The organism is Niastella yeongjuensis (assembly GCF_900110245.1).
In the GTDB taxonomy this organism is placed as follows: domain Bacteria; phylum Bacteroidota; class Bacteroidia; order Chitinophagales; family Chitinophagaceae; genus Niastella; species Niastella yeongjuensis.
Genome location: NZ_FOCZ01000011.1, coordinates 57111 through 81970, shown reverse-complemented (window position 1 = coordinate 81970; position 24860 = coordinate 57111). Strand labels below are relative to the sequence as shown.

General features: G+C 40.2%; 20 protein-coding genes. 15 read left to right on the top strand and 5 right to left on the bottom strand.

Translation table 11 applies throughout. The features are described 5' to 3' along the window. Positions 1–78 precede the first annotated feature (78 nt). The 3 genes from BMX95_RS25350 to BMX95_RS25340 all read left to right on the top strand — a co-directional run bounded on the left by BMX95_RS25350 (position 79) and on the right by BMX95_RS25340 (position 1821). Entirely contained in the window at positions 79–501 is a 423-nt protein-coding gene (locus tag BMX95_RS25350; RefSeq protein ID WP_081197634.1) for a secondary thiamine-phosphate synthase enzyme YjbQ, read from the top strand. Between the two features lie 57 nt (positions 502–558). Further along, a complete protein-coding gene (locus tag BMX95_RS25345; protein ID WP_081197635.1) occupies positions 559–1242 on the top strand; it encodes a hypothetical protein in 684 nt (227 codons plus the stop codon). 75 nt (positions 1243–1317) lie between these two features. Further along, the gene (locus BMX95_RS25340; protein WP_081197636.1) at positions 1318–1821 is read left to right on the top strand and encodes a hypothetical protein; all 504 of its coding nucleotides are present in this window, start codon (positions 1318–1320) and stop codon (positions 1819–1821) included. A gap of 42 nt (positions 1822–1863) precedes the next feature. Here BMX95_RS25340 and BMX95_RS25335 read toward each other — a convergent pair whose 3' ends face one another. Then, positions 1864–2865 carry a PDDEXK family nuclease gene (locus BMX95_RS25335; protein ID WP_081197637.1) on the bottom strand — a complete coding sequence of 334 codons (1002 nt, stop codon included), beginning with the start codon at positions 2863–2865 and terminating at the stop codon, positions 1864–1866. Between the two features lie 79 nt (positions 2866–2944). Further along, a complete protein-coding gene (locus tag BMX95_RS25330; RefSeq protein ID WP_081197638.1) occupies positions 2945–4432 on the bottom strand; it encodes a S41 family peptidase in 1488 nt (495 codons plus the stop codon). A 65-nt stretch (positions 4433–4497) separates the two neighbouring features. Between BMX95_RS25330 and BMX95_RS25325 the strand changes: the two genes are divergently transcribed. The 12 genes from BMX95_RS25325 to BMX95_RS25270 all read left to right on the top strand — a co-directional run bounded on the left by BMX95_RS25325 (position 4498) and on the right by BMX95_RS25270 (position 22735). Then, positions 4498–5646 carry a vWA domain-containing protein gene (locus BMX95_RS25325; RefSeq protein ID WP_081197639.1) on the top strand — a complete coding sequence of 383 codons (1149 nt, stop codon included), beginning with the start codon at positions 4498–4500 and terminating at the stop codon, positions 5644–5646. Between the two features lie 205 nt (positions 5647–5851). After that, complete coding sequence (locus tag BMX95_RS25320; RefSeq protein ID WP_081197640.1) at positions 5852–6409, top strand: RNA polymerase sigma factor; 558 nt, start codon at positions 5852–5854, stop codon at positions 6407–6409. Between the two features lie 442 nt (positions 6410–6851). Further along, entirely contained in the window at positions 6852–7400 is a 549-nt protein-coding gene (locus BMX95_RS25315; protein WP_081197641.1) for an RNA polymerase sigma factor, read from the top strand. Positions 7401–7655: 255 nt separating this feature from the next. Beyond that, positions 7656–8360, top strand: coding sequence for a hypothetical protein (locus BMX95_RS25310; RefSeq protein WP_081197642.1), 705 nt, complete (start codon positions 7656–7658; stop codon positions 8358–8360). Between the two features lie 39 nt (positions 8361–8399). After that, positions 8400–9107 carry a hypothetical protein gene (locus BMX95_RS25305; protein ID WP_081197643.1) on the top strand — a complete coding sequence of 236 codons (708 nt, stop codon included), beginning with the start codon at positions 8400–8402 and terminating at the stop codon, positions 9105–9107. A gap of 384 nt (positions 9108–9491) precedes the next feature. Then, positions 9492–10091, top strand: coding sequence for an RNA polymerase sigma factor (locus BMX95_RS25300; RefSeq protein WP_081197644.1), 600 nt, complete (start codon positions 9492–9494; stop codon positions 10089–10091). 120 nt (positions 10092–10211) lie between these two features. Then, positions 10212–11420, top strand: coding sequence for a FecR family protein (locus BMX95_RS25295; RefSeq protein WP_081197645.1), 1209 nt, complete (start codon positions 10212–10214; stop codon positions 11418–11420). Positions 11421–11707: 287 nt separating this feature from the next. After that, on the top strand, positions 11708–15142 hold the full coding sequence (locus tag BMX95_RS25290) for a SusC/RagA family TonB-linked outer membrane protein (protein WP_165758811.1): 3435 nt from the start codon (positions 11708–11710) through the stop codon (positions 15140–15142). A 70-nt stretch (positions 15143–15212) separates the two neighbouring features. Further along, on the top strand, positions 15213–16730 hold the full coding sequence (locus BMX95_RS25285; RefSeq protein ID WP_081197647.1) for a RagB/SusD family nutrient uptake outer membrane protein: 1518 nt from the start codon (positions 15213–15215) through the stop codon (positions 16728–16730). An 89-nt stretch (positions 16731–16819) separates the two neighbouring features. Beyond that, a complete protein-coding gene (locus BMX95_RS25280) occupies positions 16820–18226 on the top strand; it encodes a thioredoxin family protein (RefSeq protein ID WP_081197648.1) in 1407 nt (468 codons plus the stop codon). Between the two features lie 110 nt (positions 18227–18336). Then, entirely contained in the window at positions 18337–21552 is a 3216-nt protein-coding gene (locus BMX95_RS25275) for an alpha/beta hydrolase family protein (protein WP_081197649.1), read from the top strand. A gap of 211 nt (positions 21553–21763) precedes the next feature. After that, positions 21764–22735: an IS481 family transposase gene (locus BMX95_RS25270; protein WP_081197650.1), complete on the top strand. Its 972-nt coding sequence runs from the start codon at positions 21764–21766 to the stop codon at positions 22733–22735. Between the two features lie 608 nt (positions 22736–23343). On the opposite strand, the gene BMX95_RS34630 is transcribed toward BMX95_RS25270, so the two are convergent. From BMX95_RS34630 to BMX95_RS25260, 3 genes are all read right to left on the bottom strand, one after another. Continuing rightward, on the bottom strand, positions 23344–23619 hold the full coding sequence (locus BMX95_RS34630) for a hypothetical protein (protein WP_133053843.1): 276 nt from the start codon (positions 23617–23619) through the stop codon (positions 23344–23346). A gap of 140 nt (positions 23620–23759) precedes the next feature. Continuing rightward, positions 23760–24035 carry a hypothetical protein gene (locus tag BMX95_RS25265; protein WP_081197651.1) on the bottom strand — a complete coding sequence of 92 codons (276 nt, stop codon included), beginning with the start codon at positions 24033–24035 and terminating at the stop codon, positions 23760–23762. A gap of 304 nt (positions 24036–24339) precedes the next feature. After that, positions 24340–24831: a TlpA family protein disulfide reductase gene (locus tag BMX95_RS25260; RefSeq protein WP_081197652.1), complete on the bottom strand. Its 492-nt coding sequence runs from the start codon at positions 24829–24831 to the stop codon at positions 24340–24342. Positions 24832–24860 lie beyond the last annotated feature (29 nt).

The window sequence follows — 24860 nt, the reverse complement described above, 5'->3', positions numbered from 1 at the left end:
AAACATATAAAAAATATTGCCTAGTGTTACTAAGCATTTATCTTGCCTTACTTTTGTGAACTGATTCAATGTGAATTTATGACCATCTATCAACAAATAATCTCCTTGCCTGAAAAGCCACGTGGGTTTCACTTAATTACAAGAGAAGTGCTGCGCGCCCTGCCGGAAATTGGCAGTATCAGAACCGGCATGTGTCAGGTGTTTATTCAACATACCTCCGCCTCCCTTACCATCAACGAAAATGCCGATCCCACAGTTCGGGTTGACTTTGAAATGTTCTTTAATAAAACGGTACAAGAAAACGATCCCGATTATAAACACGACTATGAGGGCTCTGATGATATGCCGGCACACCTGAAAGCCTCCCTGCTCGGCAGTTCGGTGTTAATCCCTATTCATAATGGCCAACTGGCGTTCGGTACCTGGCAGGGTATCTATCTATGTGAGCATCGTAACCATGGCGGATCGAGAAGTATCGTAATCACCGCCTGGGGACAGTGAAGAATGTGAATTGGTAGTATTTATATGATAGTTAATATTCGAGTAATTTAGGAATTTATGGGAATAAAAAATCTTTTTAAAAGGCTTGCCAAAATTTTCCCCGTTGATAATCAAAAAAATGAAAACCTGCTGCCTTCAAATTCAACAGATAAATTTTATCATGAAGCTGGACATGTGATTTTAATCAAATTATTTGAAGAAACGATAACATTGAGAGCTGTTGTCTTGAATTCAGATGTTGCGAAGATTGACGATTCCGAGTCTGAGGCAGGCGTTCGAATAAGGCTTGTGCAACCTCTTAATAATTTAACAATTATCGACCATGATAAAGCTATTCTTGCATGGCTTGCCGGATTTTGTGTGGACGAACTCGTGATTAATAACAGGGTAATAGGAGATTCGTTTTATTTGAAGAACGTATGGGGTGAAAAGCTGAAGAACCGGAAATATTCAGGAGATATCGAAATGTTTGAATTGCATTTTAAACATATTGATGATATCACTTCGTTACTTCGGGATGAGTACATTAGTTCATGCCTGCAAATGGTTGTAAGCATATTAAATGATGAAATAGTTTGGAATTCTATTTGCACATTACATGATTACTTTCAAGAAAGTTCAACTCATACTTTGAGTTCACAGGAGATTGAAAATGTTTTAGCTAGAACAGGTTTTTTAAGATGGAAAGCAGAATGCAAAAGATCCATTATAGAACAAAGAGAAAAATTTTTAGATAATTAAGTATCCTTTGAAGCTGGAGTCTGACGGAATTTCTCCAAAAGATGACTCCTGTATATATTATAAAACAACACATTCATGATCAATAAAAGGTTCCTGATAGTACTGTTCCCCGTTATTTTCGGATTGACTGTTTTTTCCTGTAAGTCGAAGGAAGAACCGGAAAACGAAACGATTAAGACAATTAACCCCAAAGAATTAACGCCAAGCCCCGTCATTCATGATTCGTTAAGTGCGGAGCAGCTTGAAAAAGTAAAGAAGATCCAACGGATATTTGAGGAAGTTAACCCAAGTACGTTGGAAGAGACCGCAGACGACTTTAAGCGGGACGAGAATCCTGATAACGAAATAGCTATCTGGTTGGCCATGGCCAATGCGTATGAGCAATTTACTTCGAAACATAAGTCACTCGACATAAACAAAAAAACAGAAGCTTACCGGCTTATTCTCATGCGTTCCATGGAAAATGAAGCCAATGCAAAAGCAGAGATCGGATTGAAATTCCTGACCGATAAAGAAGTGGCCGAGATCTTCAGTTATTATACTTTGGAAGCAAGGCCGATAACTGTTGAGAAAAGATAATTCTATGCCTGGACAATAATGGGGCATGTTGGCTGCTGGCTCTTATTCGCCTGGTTGTCTTAATTCAGCCAGTACCTCTGCAACAAGCTGCTTGTATTCGGGGCGTAGAGTAAAGTTGTCTTTTTCCCACGTATTAACTGGTGCCCCGTATGCAATAACCTGTCTCAGATAGTCGTTGCGTTTGTGTCCAAGTTGATTGGATATTGCCGATAAGAAAAAACCGGCTTCTTTTTCATCCCTTGCTGCCCCACGTGCTATAAACTCAGCTTTCATTTCATGTCTGGTCACTACATCGTTATCCAACAATGCAGGTAGAAAATAGTTACGGATGCGCTGTGCGGAGCTCTTGTCAGATCTTAAGTATTGCTTCAATTTATCCTTTAATAAAAGTTGATCATAGCTGCCAGGTTCGTCAGACCTTTCTATGACGAACTTCTTTTTGTTGGCTTTCTCTTGTTCAACTTCTTCCGGGATGATAACGGTTCGGGAAAGTAATTCGTCCCCTGAGCGGGTTTTCGCATAATGTAGAACAATAGCGTTAATTGGAACACTGTATTTTTCGGAAAGCCACTCAATCATTCTGTGAAGCGGCTCGTCAATTGCAAAGCCCACTAATAACAGTCGTTGCTCCTGGTTAATTCCAACCTCTTCCCAATTTGTGTCAGGAAAACTTTCTGCAAGGAAATCACCAATAGTCTTCTCTGTGTATTTTAAACAAATTTCATTTAGCTGGTCAGTCGAATAAGATGCGATGTCTGAGGCATAATCGATGGCTTGAGCAAGTACTTCACGGGGTAGCTTATCACGCTTCAATTCAATAATAACTATGTTGCCATAGGCATCGATGCCAATAAAGTCTAATGGTCCGGATTTTGTTTGTACCTGCTCTCCAAAAATGGAAATGTCGGTACCTAAAATCTGGGGATTGCTTTTTATCCATTCCTCCAAATGCTCACGTTCGCGGCGTCCGTTTTCAATCAGGGAATTAGAAACCGGGGTCAGTTTGCCGTCTACGATTTGCCATGTTTGTATTTCTGTAGCCATTAGTTATAGGGGATTGTAGGATTGCCGCTAACGTGTATGTTTCCGCTAATATACACTGCCTTTTAACGGGAAGCAATTTTCACGAGCTATTCTTTTTGCCACCCCGCACCAACTCCAACGCCCGCTCCAACTGTGTGTCCCGTTTGTTTATGAGATCCTGAATGGTTGGCTGAACCGGATAGTCAGGGATTATACCCCGCCCAATAGGGGTTACCGGCATCACCGCCAGGTTGTATTGAATGGTGCCGAAGGAAACAGTCAATTGGGTTGCCGGTAAGGTAAGGTCTATTTGTACTCCTGAGGTATTGCCTTCATAACCGCCGCCGGTTTCTTCCCCAATAAATCTACCGCGTTGGTAACTGCGGGCGACAGCGCAAAATTCTGCCGTGGTGGAGAAGGACAAGCCGTTTATTAAAAACCATACTTCGCCAGTGTAGTTATTGGCAGCAGGAGAGCGCTGCTGCAGGTTGTTGTGTGCTGCTGGTTGTAACTGGTAGGTGCCGGCCGTGGTTTTTGTCAGCAGGTTTGGGTTTAGGTCGTTAAAGGAGGTTTCACCGCGTTTGAACTGGTCATATGGCAGCTGATTGGTGGCAGCTGTCAGGCTTTTATAATAACTAAATTTTCCCTTACTGATATACGAATACAACAATGACCCATACAGGTCACGGCCGCCGCCATTTCCCCGCAGATCAATCACCAGTTTATTTATTTGGCTTCGCCCGCCGAAGCCTTGGCGAAGGAGGGTAAACGCTGAGTCAAGAAAATCCTCAAAATCCAGTCCAGCTTCTTCCAGGGTTGTTTTAACGAATGTCTGTATGGTAAGTACCCCAAAGTGGTCAGGCGTTATCGTCAGGTTCAGCAGTTTGTTATTAGGGTAGTCTTCTTCTATAGGTGGCAATGCCGACTCCCGTACCGGTTCCACCCGTAGGGTCCCGATAACCCCATTGGCTGCTTTGTACGTAATGTTGAAGTGGGGCTGTTTGCCAAACGCTAAAAAGTAATAGATATAAAAAAAGTTATCGAGAATGTGGTTCTTCTTTGTTTCGATATACCCATCTGACACTATATATTGATACAACTGGTGCTTTACCTGGTTTATCGGCACATTGTTTATGGCCAGGATCTCTGTGCCCGGCGGTAACCCGTTATTGCCTCCATTATAGCTATACACCTTATTGTTTATAAACCGCAGGCGGAAGGGAAAATACACCTGCTGTTCACGCAGGTACTGCCGTAAACCCCGGGAAGGGCTGCACGACAAATGCCCATCTTTAACCTGGCTCACCAGGAATTTAAGCATCCCAAAAAAGGCAAGGTCGCTAGTGGTTTCCTGGAGGGTGGCATAACAGCTGTCGAACAGGGCCGTTATGCGGGGTTTGGCCGTATAGCGGTATAGGGAAGGGTAATCCTGCTGCAGTTTGTTTTTAACCAGGTTGAGATCCTGTTGCAGGCTGTCTTTTCTGCTGTGAACGGGTAGGGGCATAACCGGTTGACTATATACATACCCACCTGAGCGTGATAACAATAACAGGAGTAACAGTCTAACGTAGTGCAGGTTGATTTTCATAGCCAGGTAAAAGCTAAGCCACAAATTATGACTTCTGCCCCAAATGGCGTATTATAGTAACAGCTATGAAACACATTATAATTTTCCTGCTTGCGACAGCTTTTTCGGTTGCAGTTTGCGGACAGACAAAGAACGTCACCGGCAAATTATCTACCACCGATACGGCCGATCTCACCATTTTAAACATCTTCCCCGATTCTTTCCCTAACGTATCGGTAGTGTTCAAGGCGGAAACAAGAAAAGGCGAACCCGTTTGGAATTTGACAAAAGAGAAAATGGCGGTAAAGGAGAATTCACAACCTTGTAATGTGGTGTCACTGGCACAGATTTCTAAATTCAAGCCGATCAATCTGGGTATGGTAATTGACCATTCCGGTTCCATGCTGGGCGAAGGGGTTTATGCCACGGATAACAACGGGAAGATACTTTACTGGCTGGATTCCAATATGAACCCCATATCGCCTGAAGATTACAAAAGCCCGCTGGGTAACGCAAAGGCAGCAGTCAAAACCTTTGTGGGTACCTTCAATACAAAGAAGGATTTTATCAGCGTCATTGGCTTCTCTGACCAGGTGTACGAGGTATTGCCGCCCACACAGGACCTCACCCAAATCAATGCCCTGGTCGATTCCATGCAGGCTGTTGGCTCCACTGCCTTTTATGATGCCCTGATCAACGGGATAGAAGAGGTGAAAAAAGCCGATGGCGTAAAGGTATTGGTGGCATTGACCGATGGGCAGGACAACTCCTCAAAAGCTAAATGGAACGAAGTTGTTGAGATAGCCAATAAAGCCGAAGTACCTGTGTATATTATTGGTCTGGGTAATGTAAATAGTGATACACTTTCCATGATTGCCAAATCAACTAACGGACAATATTATTATACCAACTCCTCCTCCAGCTTAAACGTAGTTTACCAGGACATCAGTAAACACGTGCAGGCCTTTTACGAACTGGTGTATCACTCGCCAAATTTTGCCTCCGCCGACAGCACCCGGCAGATAGCGTTGTCGTTTGAAGTGGACAGCCTGTACCTGGTTACCAATCCCGCTACCAAAAAGCTCCCTGCAGAAGTAGTTGCCCATCTGGCAAAGAAGGAAAGGGAAAAGCAATATCCCCTGTATGGGGGCATTGCGTTGATCGTATTGGTTGCAGGCGGTACGATCGTGTACACCTGGCAAAAGAGAAAGGCAAATCCTAACCAGCATATTTGATGTACGATGTTAGTGGTTTTAGTAAAATATTCGTAGCTTTATCACGCATCATAGAACAATTCAATAGTCTCCGTCTTATAATTATTGCATCACATAGCAATAGCTGTATCTTATAGCACGCTTCCCTGTCCCTACTGAAATGTCCTTATTCTATTCTATACATTATCCATTATTTGCGTTTGTGTAAAACATTCCTTGAATATTCATGGACAATAAATTAGATTCTGAAACAATAAAGAAGTTTCGGCAAGGTGACGAAAATGCTTTTGAACTGGTGTTTAAAGCTTTTCATACACGCGTTTTTAATTTCGTACGAAAGCTAATTGGCTGCAAAGACGAAGCAGAGGAAATAACTTCGGATGTTTTTGTTGCATTGTACAGCAGCTGCCGGCGATGTAAAAATGTAGAACACGTGAAGAATTATCTGTTTTTATGTGCGCGTCACCGGGTCATCAATTATTGGAAGTCGAAAAAGAACGATCATTATTCAAGGATTGCGCTGGAGATCTATTTGAATAATGAGGCCTTGTTGGAGAATGAGTATTTCATTAAAGCGGATATTGAAGAAACCCTCTATAAGGCGATTGAAGAGTTACCCGAAGAATGCAAAAAGATCTTTAAACTGCTTTTTTATGAAAGCCTGAAGCCGGCTGAAGTAGCGGACAAGCTGAACATCTCGGTCAGTACGGTGTATGTTCAAAAACAGATTGCCATACAAAAACTGCGCCTGGCATTAGGGGATGACGACTCCCTGATTGCCTAAGTAAAAGTCATTACCGGTTAAATATTTTTTTAGAAAAACGAGCCACTTTTAAAGATTCAGTACGTTCTATCTGTATAGGCATTAATGCATGCTGGTTGCCGGGTATTAAGTCTTCCCCTGAGGAAAGTCGCAGGTGATCCTATTCACGAGAAAGCATACACCAATAAGCCAGATTTGTAAAAAGAAAACAGAAATATTTTTCTGCTGATCATGGTCATAGTTATGATATTTTCCGGTGATCGTGATTTTAATTGTGATTGAATAGTTGTAGCTTTATTTACGCATCATAGTACGATTCATAGCCTCCGCCTTATAATTCTTATAATTATTGCATTACTGGCAATAGCTACATCTTGTAGCAAACTTACCCTATCTATACTGAAAGCCCTTATTCTATTACCTTAACCATTGTTTGCGTTTCTGTAAAATTCCCTGACTATTCATGGACAATAAATTAGATCGCGAAACTATAACCGGTTTTCAGCAAGGGGACCCAACGGCCTTTCAGGCGGTTTACCGTAAGTATTATGTAAAAATAAAAATGGCTGTAGTTGACAAAGTTGGCAGCATGGCCGAAGCGGAGGATATCACCGCAGAGGCTTTTAAGGCTTTGTATGAACGGCATCCACAATTTGATAGTGAGTCATATATCAGGAGATTTCTGTACACGTGCGTACGTAACCGGGTTATAAATTATTGGAAGCGTAAACAACTACAAATTATACGGCTGATAGAGCTTGGGCGCCGGATGAACGATGATGCCTTGCAGAACAATGAGTTCATTAAAATAGAGGTGTTGGAGGCTTTGCATAAGGCCATTGAAAGTTTGCCAGAAGAATGCAGGAAGGTCTTTAAGATGCTTTTCTATGATGGGCTTACTCCGGCGGAGGTAGCCGATATCTTGCAGATCCCCATCAAAAAGGTATATAGGCTGAAAGCAATGGCTCAAAAAATACTGCGGATAAAACTAGGCGACGATGATAGGTTATAATTTTTTTTCCACTGGTAGGGAATTTGAGCAATTTTCTTGTTGTATTATATACAGTCTGGTTAACCTGGTAACCGCTGATTGATCGTAGACCCCCTATAGGGGAGTATCGTTACTACTCTTAAAAATTTTCACTTTAATTGATCGTATTGAACGCTGATGGCGATTGCGCCAGCATTACCTTATTGCCTTGTTAGAGTATATCAGGAACCGGCAATGACAGTGCTTCTATTATCATAACCTAAAAGAAAGTGCAACATGAAAACCGATATTAAATACTACATAAAGGCCGGGCTGCTGCCTACGGTTATTACCGCCGTGCCGTTGTGGGTAATGGTGGACCAGGTATGGGCGGGCATTTTTACCCCGGTTACCCAGGTGATCTTCTTCTTTTCCCTGTTGTTGTTCCTATCTCAATTTCTCTGTATTGTCTCTATCGTATTGGGGGAACTGATCATTGGTGTAGATCTAAACGAGCGTATGGTTGACCTGTTGCTGGAGAAAGGTAAGGTGTTGTTGGCGACAATGAAAAGAAAGCTGCACACAAGACTGTTGGCGGAGTATGTTGTGGATGCCTCCTTAAAGGAACCAAGGAAAAAGCATAGAATGCAATCCCGGATTGTTTTCTTAAAAGTCATCCTGCAGGAGAGCGGTCATTTGCTCGATTCGCCGGAGTTAACCCGATGTGCACTGAACTACCTGGGAGCAAGAGTGGTAATCAGTTATTGTTTTACTAAAGCCGGCAAGCTATTGATTGAGTTGGCAGCCTACAAAATACATCACCAACCCGTATTGATTGAGAATTATGTAGTATGGTTTGGTGTATATGGGTTTGGCTTAATATTCAGTATAAGTCTGTTGAAATTCTTTGGATCTGTGTATAGAAGGAAATTCTGGGAGCTGTATCGCAATTCAAACAAGTCAACAAAGCCTCCCGGTGATGACAATAGCAGTCTCAATTGACTGTGCCCGGGTTAAAATAACAAAAACTGAAAATACACAATGAAAAACATGATTAAGTACTTCTTGAAGACCAGGCTGTTGCCTGCGTTGATCACGTCCGTGCCGCTGTGGCTGTTGGTGGACCTTATAACGGATGGTTATTTTCCGCCAATTTCCAAGGTGATGTTTTACATTTCTTTATTGTTGCTGTTCTCTCAGTTTATCCGGATCGTATCTATAATGGTAGCGGAAATAGTGCTGGGTACAAACGTAACCAGGAATGCTGTTGGGAAACTACGGCAGTGGGGTAAGCGCCTGGTGGCGCAAATGAAAAACGCCCTGCATGCAAAAGTGCTGGGGCAGTTTGTGGTCCGTGTCTTTTCAAAGGGGCCTAAGAAGCGTCCCCGGCGGGGACGGCGGATGTTGTTGCATCTATTATTAAAGGAGCGGGGCGATTTGCCCGATTCGCCTGAGTTATCCCGTCTGGCGCTGAAGTATATAGTGGCGAGGGCTGTCATTGGTGGTTGTGTGTCGGCCTGTGTGAAACTGTTGGTTTTGTTGCTTTATGAGATAGCGTATGATAAGCACCTGTTGGTTTGGAAGTATGTGGTGTTGTTTGTTGTATACGGGGTGCCCTTCCTGTTCAGTAAACGAATCCTAAAGCGATATGGCTTTCGCTATGCCCGGAAATTCTGGGAGCTGTATGTTAAAGGCGATCCGGACAAATCATCAACGTCGAAGCGAGGGGAGAGTAGTGATGTCAATTAGGTAACAAACGACACATTAATTATACTAAACCGAATGACCTAAAGTTTTAAAATATAATTCCTGATCAAGATCACTCAAGGACTGGCCGTTATATACAGCCAGTCCTTTAAATTTGTGTACAGCCTTTAAATCTTCTATACTTCCTCAAAGAATCCACCAGATTGAAAATGTAACCCCTTCCATTACCCCCTGAAGCCGGATACTTATCCAGCATCAACATCCTTTTAGTTGGACTCATTTAAATTATGAGCCCTTGGCTATTTTATATATTTTGGGCTATACACTATCAAAGTTCTGCCATCCCTTATTCTTCCAGACCTAAACAATTGTAGCGTCTTGCTGGATCCTATTTCAGCAGGATTTTTATTCTTATGAAAATTGCACATGAAGGAAACGCTTGACAGCCAAACGTTCAATGATTTTCGTGAGGGGAAGGAGAAAGCTTTTGAACTGGTATTTAGAATGTATCAGCCAAGGCTTATGGCATTTGCATACCGGTTTATTAAAGACCAGACCATTGGAGAAGATATAATTAACGATGCATTTATAGATTTGTTTAAAGATTGTTGGCGTTTTAATGACGAACACCATCTTAAAAATTCGCTCTATGTGCGTGTACGTCATCGCTGTTTGAATTATTTGACGCAGATGAGAAGGCGGGCATATAAAATGGTAGAACTGGTAGAAAACTTTCCGGATGATCTACTGAAGGTAAACCCGGATATAATAATGGTAGAACTGGTGGAGGCTATACATTTAGCTATTGAAAGTTTGCCTGACGACTGTAAGAAGATCTTCAAAATGCTTGTATTTGATGGGTTGGAACCGCAGGAAGTAGCAGATAAGCTTAACAAATCTGTCAGCAATATTTATATGCAGAAAAGTATTGCCCGGAATGTGCTTCGGCTGAAGTTCCCTGAAGGCTTGTTTATCATTACGTTGTTATTGCGTCTAATAACCACGCTCCTTTTAAAATATTTTTAAAAAAGTGCATGTTGTTTTTTAGATATGGGGTTCTTGTATTGCTTATATATTAAATAGCGGTTATGTAAATGTTAAGAATGATGACCGCTGTCACCAATACCAAAACCATTACACCGAGTGATGACAAATCAGAATATAAGTGAATTGTTGTTTAAGCAGCTCAGGAATGAATTAACGCCGGAAGAAGCAGTTGAACTGGAGAGCTGGTTAAAACAATCCCCTGCTAATCAACAACTCTATGATGAAATAAATAATATCCCCGCGCTGATGGAACAAGTGCGTGTGTATGGACTGGCAGAGCAGGAGGTGAATGACAGTTGGGCAAAATTGCATGCCAGGTATTTAATGGAATACCCGGCGTATAAGCGCCGGGAGTTTCGAATGCGGGTGATAATGTATACTGCTGCGGCAGCCGTGGTTCTATGCGCTTCATTGCTTATGTATTGGTGGTTAAAACCCGCGAAGCCTTCACCACATACACCGGTTGTCGCAAAAGCAGTACAACATGATGTAACGCCCACCACCACTCACGCGTACTTAACCCTTGATGATGGTACTTCGATACGGCTTGACAGCCTTAAAGCCGGTCTGTTGGCTACCCAGGGCAATGTTCAGGTTACGAAACAAGAGAGTGGCTTATTGAGTTATACAGCACGTACAGGCGCCCCTGGTGATCGATCTATGACATATAATAGGATTTCAGTGCCCAAGGGAAGTGATGTGGTGTACTTACAACTAAGCGATGGATCAAACGTATGGTTGAATGCCGAAAGTTCTATAAAGTATCCGGTTGCATTCAATAATGAAGAGCGTAAAGTGGAAATAACAGGTGAAGCATACTTCGAAGTAGCCAAATCCCACGGTAAACGTTTTGTGGTAAGTAAAGGTAACATGAGTGTAACCGTACTGGGTACCAAATTCAATGTGAACACGTACGAGAATGAAAATGATATAAAGGTTACTTTGATGGAAGGCTCTGTTAAAGTACAGCAGGAACAAGTAGCGCAAATAATTAAACCAGGCCAACAGGCTGTTGTAAAAGGTCCCTCCATAAATATAGAAAGTGATGTTGACATGCACCAGGTGCTTGCCTGGAAAGATGGGAAATTCCTCTTTAACAATACGAACATACAGCAGATCATGCGGCAGCTGGAGCGCTGGTATGATTTGTCGCCCACTCAATTTGAAAATGAAGCCGTAAAGAAATGGGAATTCAATGGTGAGATTTCCCGGTATAGCAATGCTTCGAAAGTGTTAGAGTTGTTAGAAAAAACCGGTTCGGTGAAGTTCATCGTCGAAGGAAAAAAAATTGTTGTAAAACCTATATAAAGTGCACCTTCTGCTCTGATCCCGGACCCTTATAATAGGACTTTCCATGTAGTGATTTGCGTTGTCATACCCGCCTTATCCTCCAATCGAATCCTTGCCGGAGGAGACTACGCTGTACGTCCATTATCATTAGGCCACTTATCTTAATTGCGATTGACTGCCTGCTTAGCAAACTGCTTATGAGACCGACCAGCTAAAAAGAGAAAGCCAGTAATGCTGCTACATTTCTGGCTTTCATGTCAACCTGCAATGTCTGCCATCACATTGTTAACATTCAACCCAAAGTTATGCAAATTATTGTTTGCAAACTAGTGCATTTATTGTTCGCCTTGGGCAATAGTGCAACTAAACCAAAACCAGGTGCTGTGGCCGGCACCAGTAAAATGCTGCGACATGCAGGTAGAATTATGAAATTGACTGCAATACTTCTATTAGGCGCCTGCCTCCAAGCGGCAGCGGCTGGTTATGGGCAGAAGATAACCCTATCGGAAAAGGATGTGCCGATAGAGAAGGTGCTGAAGAAGATACAACAACAAACTGATTATAAATTCTTGTATACTTCGCAGTTGTTGGAGGGAGCGGCGAAAGTTACTGTTATTGTTAAAGATGCTCCCGTGGAGAAGGTGCTTGATTTGATTTTGAAGGATAGGAAGTTGGATTGGGAGGTGAATGAGAAGACAGTTATAATTCGACCAAGGAAAGAGGTAACTGTTAAACAACATTCTCCTTCATTTATAAAAGATCCCATTGATGAAGTACGCGGGGTTATAACCGATGAGAGTGGAATGCCCGCGCAAAATGTGAACGTAGTAGTCAAAGGGACGAGTAAGGGGACAACTACTAATTTGAGGGGGGAGTTTTTATTGAGACAGGTGCCTGAAAACGCGATATTGCAGATAACGTCGATAGGATTTGACAGGCAGGAAATAGTAGTGAAGAATAATGAGTTCCTATCTGTTAAATTAAAAATAGCGGTTGGGAATTTGGATGAAGCGCAGGTGATCGCTTATGGTACCACTTCGCGTCGATTCAGCACAGGAAATGTGGGCACGGTAAAGGCGGCAGATATCGAAAAACAGCCGGTGAATAATCCCTTATTGGCTTTGCAAGGTCGAGTAACTGGCATTGAAGTTAATCAACTAAATGGGTTGCCCGGTGGTGCCGTGAAGGTAAGAATCCAAGGGCAAAATAGCATTCGGAATGGCCTTGATCCATTGATAGTGATAGACGGGGTGCCTTTTTTTTCTCAGCTTACAAATTCTGGATTGGAAGGAATTGTACAACAAGGAAGCCCGCTTAATTACCTTAATCCTTCCGATATTGAGTCCATTGATATTTTAAAAGATGCGGATGCGACAGCCATTTATGGCAGCCGTGCAGCGAATGGTGCTATCTTGATCACCACCAAAAAAGGGAAAGCTGGCCATTCAAAGTTTAACATGAATCTACAGCAAGGTTGGGCGAATGTAACACGCAAAGCCAATTTGCTGAATTTACGGCAGTATCTGGATATGCGGTATGAAGCACTAAATAATGATGGTATCGATCTGGATGGACAATCTACGACTGATAGAAATTACTATGATCTAAAAGTTTGGGACACTACTCGTTCTACGGATTGGCAAAAAGAACTTATCAGCAATACTGCTCATTACTCCAATATTACCGCAGGTGTTTCTGGTGGAACTAACACAGTTCAATACCTAATAAATGGGACCTATAAACGACAAACTACTGTGTTTCCTGGCAGTTTTGATGATAAAAGCGGTGGGTTACACTTTAACTTTAACGGCCTCTCCATCAATCAAAAATTTAGTATAGGTTTAACAGGTAGCTATTTTTATGATCAGAACCATTTGCCAAATACAGATTTTACAAGTCAAATCTTTTTAGCGCCTAATGCTCCCGCGTTGTATAACGCCGATGGTACATTAAATTGGGAACCTGATGCAGCAGGCAAATCAACATGGAGTAATCCCTTGGCCAACCTTCAATATGAATATAATAATACTACCCGGAATCTGGTAAGTAATCTACGGATTGCCTACAAGATATTGCCAAGTCTCCAGGTTAGTAGTGGTCTGGGATACACGAATCAGCAATCTGATTTAACAAATCTTACTCCATTGGGAACATATAAGCCAGAAGATAGAATTTATTATGAACGCCATACTGATTTCGCTAATAGAAACATGAATTCTTTTATTATAGAGCCACAAATTTCCTATAGCAGAAAGACTGGTAAAAATAATTTTAATGGTCTGTTAGGAGCCACTTGGAGTCGAAATACCAGCGATGTATTGTCTTTTGGTGCAGATGGGTTCAGTAACGATCAGTTAATGAAATCTCCTGCAGCAGCCAAAACCGTAAGTATTTATAACAGTTCTGCATTTGTTATGTCGAAATACACTGCAATGTTTGGGCGGCTTACATATAACTGGGACGAAAAATATTTGATCAATCTTACAGCTCGAAGAGATGGTAGCAGTAGATTCGGTGATAAAAATAAGTTCCACAATTTCTGGAGTGTGGGTTTAGGGTGGATCTTTAGTCAGGATGACTTTGTAGATAAATATGTTCCTTTTCTTAGCTACGGCAAACTACGTGCTAGCTACGGAACTACCGGTAATGACCAGATTGCCGACTATAGTTACTTGAGTTTGTATTATAACAGCAATACGCCCATTCCATATCAGGATGGAACTGGGTTAGCTGTGGGATTATTTCCGCCAAATCCTTATCTGCAGTGGGAATTGACACACAAATTGCAGGCTGGGCTTGATCTAGGATTTTTTAATGACCGGATAATCTTGAATGCTACTTATGCGAGAAATCGTTCTTCCAACCAGTTAATACAATATGCTGTTCCAAGTGTCACTGGGTTTACCAGCATGTTACAAAATTTTCCCGCTACTATTCAAAATACAAGTTGGGAATTTATGCTTTCTACCGTCAATTTGAAGAATAAAAATTTACAATGGACAAGCACTGTTAATTTGACCATTCCTAAGAACAAACTAATTAGTTTCCCAAATATTGAATCAACGAGTTATGCATCTGGTAATTTAGGGGTTATAGTGGGGCAGCCGTTGGGGGTTGTTAAGGTATTGAGATATGTAGGGGTTGATAACAGCAATGGTTTATACTTGGTGCAGGATAAAAATGGTAATACAACCTCCAATCCTAACTATGTTGAAGATAGAACGGCCTTAGCGACACCGATTACTAAATATTATGGTGGTTTATTAAACAGCGTCAGTTATAAAGGCTTTCAATTGGATTTCCTAATTCAATTGGTGCGTCAAATTAGCGGTAGGGATTTGTATTATTACGGTTATTGGACTCCAGGTGGATTTATACCGAATGGATCTAATCAACCCCATACAATTTTAGAACGTTGGCAAAAAGCTGGAGATAATAAACCCATCGCCCGTTATACCACCGGTTATGATGTCGCGCTTTGGCCTGCAATTAGTGATGTGTGGTATAATACTGATGCATCCTATATCCGCTTAAAAAACGTTTCACTTTCTTGGCAAATTCCAGCCAAATGGCTGAAGAAAACTACCAAACAAGGTTCAGGGCAAAGCGCACGGATTTATTTCAGTGGACAAAACCTAGCTACAATCACGAATTATACCGGCCTCGATCCAGAGACAAGAAGTGCCCTTAATTTACCGCCATTACAACTATGGACAATAGGCTTAAACCTGGAATTGTAAATCTTCACTCAATAGTTTACATATAGTGATAATAATACGAACCCAGTCATATTTTAGTAAAATAATCACAATGGACAAATTTAATTGCCATAGCAACGAAATAACCCTTTCAGAATGGCAGGGGCGGTTAACACTTATAATGTTGTCAATAGCATTATGTATTTTTTCCTGCAAGAAGTTAGTAGAAGTCCAGCCCCCATCGAATACTCTTGCTGAAAATAATGTGTATCAAAATGATGCCAGTGCTATTTCTGTCTTGACTGGTTTGTTTAATTCTATGAATGCTGTTGAGATTACTAATCCAGTTCAAGGAAGCGGTAGTATTACTTTGTTTACAGGTTTATCTTCAGATGAATTAGCACTATATGGCGGTGTTACTAATCGGGTATATCAGGAATATTTTCATAATGCCTTACAAGTAACGGTTGTGCCTGGGTCCGGTTTTAACCATTGGGCGCCATTATATAAATGCATATTTAAATGTAATGCAGCAATTGAAGGGATTGCTTCTTCTAATGGGTTGACGCCGGTCGTTAAACAACAACTTCTGGGCGAAGCTAAATTTATGCGGGCTTTTTTCTATTTCTACCTGGTTAATCTTTTTGGAGATGTACCGCTGGTTTTAACTAGTGACCCTAGGATAAATGCGTTATCAAGCCGAATGTCCAAAGGACAGGTATATGAACAAATAATCACAGATCTCCGTGATGCAGTAGAACTTTTAAGCGCCGATTATTTGACGGCCAGCTTATTAAGTGCTACAACAGAAAGGGTTAGACCTACCAGGTGGGCTGCTGAGGCCTTATTGGCAAGAGTGTATCTTTACATTGGTGAATATCCAAAGGCGGAAGAGCATGCTACTAAACTTATAGGTAATACTTCCCTCTTTGGCCTGTCTGCTTTAAATAAAGTTTTTCTCAAAAACAGTCGAGAAGCTATCTGGCAATTGCAACCTACTGCTCCAAATTTTAATACTGTGGAAGCTCGAACTTTAATAATACCGTATACTGGTCCTAATTCTGTGGACAATCCGGTTTATATAAGCGACAATCTGATAGGGGCTTTTGAATTGGGAGATCAACGAGGAGTGTATGGTAACTGGGTAGATACTATAAGTTACAAGATCTCTACCTCCGATTTTGACACCGTTGTGTTTCCATATAAATACAAGATAAACAGCTCACCAGGTGCGACTACATCTTCAGATATGACTGAATATTTCATGGTGTTGCGATTAGGCGAACAATATTTGATCAGGGCGGAAGCGAGGGCCGAACAAGGTAATATAGCCGGAGCACAAGAAGATCTGAATGACATTCGCAGTAGGGCGGGTCTTGCTAATACAACTGCTAGCGATAAAACAGCCTTATTGTCTGCTATTTTACATGAGAGACAGGTTGAACTTTTCTGTGAGTGGGGGCATCGCTGGTTTGATCTAAAGAGAACCGCGAACGTCGATGCAGTGATGAGTATAGTTACACCAGAAAAGGCAAAAGGAGCGCCTTGGCAATCTTATCAGAAATTATATCCATTACCATTATCTGACCTGCAACAAGCTCCCAACTTAATTCAAAATATCGGTTATTAAAAGTCGTGACAATCACATGATCGTTTATACAACCATATTACCCTCGGGTAATCGGATAACAACATTGAAATAATAATAAATAGAATAACATGTTAAATATCAAACATCTTCTATTGTTCGTGATTTTATGTTTTTCAATAAAGATACGAGCCCAAAATAGTGAAAAAGGTATAAAATGGATACTTGAACTATCTCTGGAACAGGTAAAAGCAAAGGCTTTAAAAGAGAATAAATACATTTTCCTAGACTGTTTTACAACCTGGTGTGGCCCCTGTAAGCAAATGGACAATTTAATCTATAACAACGATTCCGTGGGCAGCTTTTTCAACGATCACTTTTTGTCTGTGAAAGTACAAATGGATAAAACGGATAATGACAATGAACAGGTTAAAAGGTGGTACGAGGATGTAGACACACTTAAAAAAAAGTATTATGTAGATATGTATCCTACTTATATATTTTTATCTCCTCAGGGAATAGTTTTACATAAAGATGTGGGGTTTAAAAATACACAAAACTTTATTTCGCTTGGAAGCTTGGCTATGCAGCCTGGAAGAAAATATGATGATCCTAATAAAGACTATGAAATTTTGCTAGCAAGGTATAAGCAAGGCGATATTGCATACGATAGACTTCCGTATATGGTTCGTTGTACTGATGCCAATCGTGATATGGATTTGTGGCGTCAACTAATAAAAGTACATCTAGATTATGTATGTAAATTGCCACCCAACCTCCGGTATACGCAGGAAAATATAAAATTCTGGGCTTCGCTTCCTCTTAATACCGGTTCCCGGTTATTTAATTTTTTTTATGTGGATGGTAATCTTATCGATAACGTTATGGCCCGGAAAGGGTTTTCCCGAAATGTAATTGATATCGCTATTATGAATGAAATCATTAGACCTTTTTTGGTAGAACAGGCTGCGGGTTCGGGTGTTACCATGACAGGTGGTTATCTCACTACAGTGTCACCAACTGGGAAAACGGCAAAATTACAGGAGGCTGATTGGAGAAAGTTAGAAAACATGTTGACCAAGAAGTTTAATACTGATTGTGCCAGAAGAAATGTACTGGCTGCCAAAGTAGAATGGTACGAACGTCATGAAAATAAAGCAGCATCAGCCCGCTACTTCCTTTTTATGATAAATAAATATCCGCCAGACCTTACAGTCGATCTAAAATCCACTGTGTTGTCCGCAATAAATAATAGGGCTTACGATGCGTTTTTATTTTCAACAGATAAAAAAATATTAGAGGGGTATTTGCCTTGGATGAAAAAAGTGCTAGTAATATTTGCTGAATATATCGATGCAGGTTTAATTGATACTTATGCTTGTTTATTGTACAAGACAGGAAGGAGTGAGGATGCGATAAAATGGATGGAAAAGGCTGTTGCTTTAGTTCCAGTGCATACAGTAAAGAACAGTTTTGATGTAAAACTGGAAGAAATGAAACGAGGCAAAAGGCTGTCGGAAGCAGTAGTTTGGAAGTAAATTTAGATGATTGATTTTCAGGCATATTTAAAATAAGCTAGTTTTTTCATAGGATAGTAAACTTTAGGTGATTTTGTTTTTCTTATTCTTGTATAACATTTTTGTTGATTATGAAACGCTTCTTTTTGATTTATTATTTAAAAATCTTTTCCGTTGCAGCTTATGCCCAATCAATAGTTACGCCCGTGCAGGTGCAACGTATAAATTTAAAGGAATATGTTTGGAGCCAGGCACATGCTAATTTATCTAAAAATGACAAGCCGTTACTGGATTTTAATGCCATTGATAACTGGCCGTTGCTGGGCAACTATCGGGCCATAAGCCGTAATGGAAAATACTTTGCTTATACTGTTGATAGAGGGACAAGTTGGGAAAGCCGGAAGCTTGATTCTCTGGTTGTACAGTCCACGGTTAATTCCTGGCGAGTGTCTTTTAAAAGCGCTAAACCAGGTTTTTTTTCAGGTGACAGCAAACAATATATATACAAGGATAACGATCAGTTATGCTTTTTACAAATGGCTAATGGGTTGCGTAATTGTGTTCTTGATGTTATTTCATTTAAAAAGCCAGATAACGATCAATATATGGCGTATCTATTAGCCAATGGAGAATTAAAGTTGCTTAATTTCATCACTGGGCAGGAAAAAAGATTTGATCAGGTTTATGCTTATACGTTTGATAAAACCGGAAAATGGCTTGCTTGTCAAATTAAAAATGAAGATACAACGTTGGTCTTATATGAGATTTCGACAGGAAAAGAAAAGCGATTCAATGGTGTTAATAAATATGAACTTGATAATTCAGGTCAATGGATTGCGTATCGGAAACTGAATGACTCAACAGCATTAACTATATGTAATCTTGCAACAGGAATAGATAAGCATTTTCCATTTGTGTCAAAATTTTTATTTAATGCGGAGGGTAACTCATTAGTTTTAGAATCTTCCGCGCCTCTTTCTAATTTACGTTGTAGTTCATTACAGTTTGCAAGCCCTCCGGATGGCGAACCAACTACTATCTGGTCAAATACTGATACCTGTATTACTTTAGGCAAATATATTATTGACAAGTCTGGTTACCAGGTTGCATTTGTTAGTAAGGACTTTCGAAATAAAAATCAGAACAGAATTCCTCGTTCTTCCATTTGGTATTATAAAGCAGGGAAAGAGAAAGCTGAACAACAAGTGATTGATCAAATGGGACCAGATTCCCTGTTAATGATTCAGGATGGAACCTTAGCATTTGTCAAAAATTATCGGTATGTTATCTTTAGTTTAAAGTCGCAAATACATAATCGATCACTTCCTAATCCGGATTTGGCTGGGTTAGATATATGGAGTAACAAGGATACCAATCTGCAATCGACCCAACCTTATCTGTCGACTGAGCTGAATGTGTGCCAAGCAATTCTAAATCCCGACAATGGACGAGTAACCTACCAGGAAAATCAACAGGAGCGGCTATTTTTGTTAGGAGATGATTTTGCAATCATAAAAAAAAGTAGAAAATCTATCCTCGGCGACCGTTTTTGGGAACAGAATTTCGGAAAAGACAGCAATTGGCTTGTTTCATTGAAAAATGGGGTTCGTATAACTTTGCCGGTAACGACGGCATACAATTGCTTCTGGTTTTCTCCTGGCGGCAAATACTTGGTATATTTTGATGCACAGAAGCAAGGTAATTATTTTAGTTATGAACTCAGTTCAGGTAAACTGGCAAATATATCTTCGAGAATACCCCGACCTCTTCTAGAGCTTATAGATCCTTTCCAGCGTCCTGTTCTGCGTCTAGGCACGCCGTTTGGGGTGGCAGCTTGGTTGAAGGACGACAAAGGAATTTTTATATATGATAATTATGATATCTGGAAGTTGGATTTATCGGCTAATTATCCGGCAGTTAACGTTACAAACAGCTATGGCCGTTTTAATAAAACTTTGTTAGCTTTAATGGATGCTGATCGAGGTGGGACTAGCAACATTATTTTGGCGTTTAATGACACCTTACTATTAAGAGCCTTCAATACCAAAAATAAGTATAATGGATATTTTCGTAAAATAGAAGGGGCAGCTGGAGACCCAGAATTACTTAATTTAGGACCTTGGTTTATAGAAAGGATGTGGGGGGTAGGTTGTTTAAATGTTGATATGCATCCATTGAAGGCAAATAATGACCAAACATGGATAATTATGCGTCAGACAGCCAAAGATGCGCCTAACTATTATGTAACCAAGGACTTTGTTACAATTAATCAAATTACATATTTACAACCACAAAGAAGGTATAGTTGGTTAACTACAGAGTTGGCATCTTTTAAACATGTTGATGGCATAATAGGAGAAGGAGTATTATACAAACCGGAGAATTTTGATTCGTCCAAAAAATATCCAGTGCTCATCGCTTTTTATGGAGCAAGTGCTAATAATCTTTATCAGTTTCCAGCTCCAGCTTATAATATAAATGCTATAACACCAGGTCAATCACCGATATGGTTTATAAATAATGGGTATTTAATTTTTATACCGGACATTTATGTTTCCCCACTTAAATATGGTCCGGAAGCATTTAATGTAATTGAAGGCGCCGCTAGATATTTAAAACACCTGCCTTTTGTAGACTCGACAAAATTAGGTTGTGGTTCTCATAGTTGGTCAGCGAAATTAGGAGCCTATGTTTTTACACATTCAAGATCATTTGCTGCCACGGCAATAAGTGAGGGCTTTTTGTATGCTGATATGATTAATGTGGCATTCTCTACTGAAGAGAGAGGACTAAGTCGTTTAGGAGCAGTTGAAAAGGACTTCCAGTTTGGAAGTCTGTGGGAGAATAAGGATTCTTGGCTAGATCAAACAACCATCTTACATGTTGATAAAGCAAATAGCCCCTTGCTACTTTTTTGTAACAGAAATAGCATTGAAGAGTATCAAAATCAAACGGTGCAATTATTTACAGCTTTATGGCGGCTAGAGAAAAAAGTTTGGTGGCTGAAGTACGACAAGGGAGAGCATAATTTATTCGACTTGCAAGAACAAAAAGATTATACTATTCGCTACACGCAATTTTTTGATCATTATTTAAAAGGGGCGCCCGCTCCACGATGGATGACCCAAGGGATCCCTTACTCGCATAAGGGCATTGAAAGCAAATATGAGCTGGATCCAACTGGAACATGTGCTGTGAATGAAAAGAATGGATGCTCTATCTGTAAAAAATGGAATAATCAATATGTAAGGACACCCCAACTATTTAATAAACCAATTTCGGAATGGAAATTAGATGAAAAATTTATAAGCAATAAACCTAAAAATGCTCTCAAGATTGTGAAATAACGTAATTTATATGTGAAGTTTCAATACAATCGCTACATTATTTGTATTTTAAGATCTTAAGTGGAAACGCCTCCTTCAGGCTCGTTTTAAGTATGTGTCTTTTCTCGTAAAGCTTAACAGAATTGCTTAAGGCACAAAAGACACATACTTAAAATGAGCAAGCCTGCCGCAGGCAATCCATGCTTCGATCACCTTTCAATTTTAGTTATCATTGATATCCCAGCAACGAAGTATCAAAGCCAGAGAAACATGGATCAAATGTTGTGAGCAACTAGGGTCTGTAAGCAAAGCAGCTCGTAAATGTGGCATTCCAAGATCTACATTATATCGATGGATTAAACGCTATCAGACAGAAGGCAAAGAGAGTTTAAAAGGCTATTCTAAAAGACCGAAAAAGCTTGCGAGACTGAAAATTAATGAAGAACTGGAGGCGTTGATTAAATCCATCCGCCAGGAATATAAATTTGGTCCCCAGGCAATCAGTACTCATTTGCTCCGATTGTATAGTCTCAATCTTTCCATAGCCACTATCTGGCGTGTTCTCAAGAAACATGAAGTGCCCAACCTTAAAAAGTATCGTAAGCAAAATGAGTATATCCGATATAGTAGGCCAATTCCTGGTGACAGAGTACAGCTTGATGTTACGAAGGTCGGTCCGAGGTGTTATCAGTTTACCGCTATTGATGATTGCACAAGGATGAGAGCTTTGAAGTTATATCCAAATAAAAAAGCTGAGTCCACTGTTGATTTCCTGGGTTATGTCCTGGACACTTTTCAATTCCCAATTCAAAGAGTTCAGACAGATTGGGGAACTGAATTTTTCAACGATCTATTTCAATACGAATTGGCTGAACACTTCATCAAATTCAGGCCAATTAAACCTAGGAGTCCACATCTTAACGGTAAAGTAGAGCGATCTCAGTATACGGACAAGTCAGAATTCTACGCTACTATTTCTAGAAAAGATAGAAATCTCCAGCTAACTCCCCAATTACTGGATTGGCAAAATTTTTACAATCACAAAAGGCCTCACGCTTTTTTAAATGGTCAAACCCCTTTCGAGAGGTATTTAGATCTTGAACATCTAATTCCCATTCAACCTGATGTCACTGCTACGTACTGGGAAAAGCCGGTAGAAATTCAACCGAGGAACAGCCAATGGTATTATCGAAAACGGAATTAAAAATGTCTCACATGTGTTGAAATATCACAATTTATAGGACGTTCATTCTTGTGTTTTGAACAATAATGGTTTTTCTTGAAGAATGATTAAGATTTAACCGGAATTTGTTATTTAAATAAGGATAAAAGAATGCTCTTAACAAAAAGGGCATTCTTTATAACTTGGCTGAATAATTAAAGGTACTGTTATAAGTGTTCTTTAATTCTGTCTAAGTGCAGGTACCGAAGGTGCATCGGCACACTTTACACCAAAGCAACCGCCGGCAGGTACTATGGCTGTGCAAATTGCATTTGGACCAGTGCCCAATGTGCTTGGGGTAAATGGCCCATTAGGACAAAGCAAATCCCTACAGGGTATGTTAGGCTGCGCTAATGTGGTACAATACCTTTGAGAATATTTGGCTTTAAAAGCTAAAGCTGCTCCCACTACTGCTATAAGTGCCAGAGACATCAACATTAATTTCACTTTTTTCATGTTAGGTGATTTATTATTAACAAAGGAATAAATTCTTTTTGAATAAAAAATGTGCCAATCTTGTTTGATTGGTGCATCTTGAAATAGTCAAGTATCATCACCGCGAAGGATGCCATTGCAATATTGCGAGCTACTTAATCCATTATAAGTCTAGGCACTGAAGGCGCATCAGCACACGCTAATCCATTGCAACCACCGACAGGAATTTTCGTTGTGCAAATTACATTTGAACCAACGCCAATTGTGCTTGGTGAAAATGGCCCATTGGGACAAGCTAGATTCTTGCAAAAACCAGAAGGAGATGCTAGCGTTGTACAAAACCTTCCAATATATTTGGTTTTAAACGCTAAAATGCCTCCCACTACTGCTATAAGGACCAGAGACATCAACATTAATTTCACTTTTTTCATGTTAGATAATTATTATTAACAAGAAATAATTAATTTTTTTTGAATAAAGAATGCACCAATCTTATTTGATTGGTGCATCTTGAAAAATAGCCATAGCATATCTTTTACGAAAGATGCTATCACAATTATCGTGCTCTACCTTAATCTATTTTAAGTGCAGGCACTGAAGGCGCATCGGCACACTGTATACCAAGGCAACCGCCGGCAGGTACTATGGTTGTGCAAATTACATTTGAACCAGAGCCAGTTGTGCTTGGTGAAAATGGCCCATTGGGACAAGCCAGATCCTTGCAAAAACCAGCAGGTGATGCTAGCGTTGTACAATACCTTTGAGTATATTTAGCTTTAAAAGCCAAAGCCCCTCCTACTACTGCGATAAGCGCCATAGACATTAACATGATCTTTACTTTTTTCATAACAATTTGCTTTTTAATTCAAAAAGCTAAACTTTTAATGATGAAATTTGCCTACTCTGTTTGGTGGTTTTCGGCTAACCCACATGTAAGCCGTTGCTTTCAGATTGGCCTTTTACCCATCAGTCCTTAACTTTATGCTGCAAGGGAACAAGCTGGGTGTAATTTTCCTAACTCGCCAACCAATGTTATTGATAAGCGTAGGAGGTTTTTGCCAATGTAACTGTAAGCGGGCCTCTGCTGCAGCTTCAAGTCAGCAGGATACCGATTGCTTGATCAGAGCAAACCGGTTATTGCGCGCAAATCATTATTCTTCTGCTACTTTTTTTAATTGACTGCTATAGATCCTTCCTAAAAATGTCTTGTTTAGCTTCTTATCTTTTCCATAGATAGCGAAATAAGGAATACCTGCTATTTCAAAATAATCGTTTATAAAGTTGGCACTGTCTAAGCCTATAACAATGTTGGGATATTTCGCTAATTGGTGTTCTTTTTGAAATGCTTTTACTTCAGTCAGCGTAAAGCGGGAAATAAAATAAAATTGAATGTCTTTTAGTCTGTCCATATCTTCAATGATCTTGTTGGTTTGCGCATTGCAATGTGGACAGTAAGGACTAAAGTAAAAAAGAACTGTTGGTGTGCCATAAGGAATGTCTTGACTATGTAATCGTGTAATACTGTCCAGTAATTCTAATGTAAATGAAGGCATTGGCTTTCCTTCTTTTCCGGTTTTTTGTGGTTCGGCGCCAAAACAACCCGTTAGTGTGGCGATGATCAATAAAAGGATAATCTGTTTCATATTGATAGGTATTTTAATAAATGATGATG

Excerpts from the sequence above, each read along its gene's own strand:
- BMX95_RS25350 (WP_081197634.1), top strand. The coding sequence starts at position 79 with ATGACCATCTATCAACAAATAATCTCCTTGCCTGAAAAGCCACGTGGG.
- BMX95_RS25345 (WP_081197635.1), top strand. The coding sequence starts at position 559 with ATGGGAATAAAAAATCTTTTTAAAAGGCTTGCCAAAATTTTCCCCGTT.
- BMX95_RS25340 (WP_081197636.1), top strand. The coding sequence starts at position 1,318 with ATGATCAATAAAAGGTTCCTGATAGTACTGTTCCCCGTTATTTTCGGA.
- BMX95_RS25335 (WP_081197637.1), bottom strand. The coding sequence starts at position 2,865 with ATGGCTACAGAAATACAAACATGGCAAATCGTAGACGGCAAACTGACC.
- BMX95_RS25330 (WP_081197638.1), bottom strand. The coding sequence starts at position 4,432 with ATGAAAATCAACCTGCACTACGTTAGACTGTTACTCCTGTTATTGTTA.
- BMX95_RS25325 (WP_081197639.1), top strand. The coding sequence starts at position 4,498 with ATGAAACACATTATAATTTTCCTGCTTGCGACAGCTTTTTCGGTTGCA.
- BMX95_RS25320 (WP_081197640.1), top strand. The coding sequence starts at position 5,852 with ATGGACAATAAATTAGATTCTGAAACAATAAAGAAGTTTCGGCAAGGT.
- BMX95_RS25315 (WP_081197641.1), top strand. The coding sequence starts at position 6,852 with ATGGACAATAAATTAGATCGCGAAACTATAACCGGTTTTCAGCAAGGG.
- BMX95_RS25310 (WP_081197642.1), top strand. The coding sequence starts at position 7,656 with ATGAAAACCGATATTAAATACTACATAAAGGCCGGGCTGCTGCCTACG.
- BMX95_RS25305 (WP_081197643.1), top strand. The coding sequence starts at position 8,400 with ATGAAAAACATGATTAAGTACTTCTTGAAGACCAGGCTGTTGCCTGCG.
- BMX95_RS25300 (WP_081197644.1), top strand. The coding sequence starts at position 9,492 with ATGAAGGAAACGCTTGACAGCCAAACGTTCAATGATTTTCGTGAGGGG.
- BMX95_RS25295 (WP_081197645.1), top strand. The coding sequence starts at position 10,212 with ATGACAAATCAGAATATAAGTGAATTGTTGTTTAAGCAGCTCAGGAAT.
- BMX95_RS25290 (WP_165758811.1), top strand. The coding sequence starts at position 11,708 with ATGCAAATTATTGTTTGCAAACTAGTGCATTTATTGTTCGCCTTGGGC.
- BMX95_RS25285 (WP_081197647.1), top strand. The coding sequence starts at position 15,213 with ATGGACAAATTTAATTGCCATAGCAACGAAATAACCCTTTCAGAATGG.
- BMX95_RS25280 (WP_081197648.1), top strand. The coding sequence starts at position 16,820 with ATGTTAAATATCAAACATCTTCTATTGTTCGTGATTTTATGTTTTTCA.
- BMX95_RS25275 (WP_081197649.1), top strand. The coding sequence starts at position 18,337 with ATGAAACGCTTCTTTTTGATTTATTATTTAAAAATCTTTTCCGTTGCA.
- BMX95_RS34630 (WP_133053843.1), bottom strand. The coding sequence starts at position 23,619 with ATGAAAAAAGTGAAATTAATGTTGATGTCTCTGGTCCTTATAGCAGTA.
- BMX95_RS25265 (WP_081197651.1), bottom strand. The coding sequence starts at position 24,035 with ATGAAAAAAGTAAAGATCATGTTAATGTCTATGGCGCTTATCGCAGTA.
- BMX95_RS25260 (WP_081197652.1), bottom strand. The coding sequence starts at position 24,831 with ATGAAACAGATTATCCTTTTATTGATCATCGCCACACTAACGGGTTGT.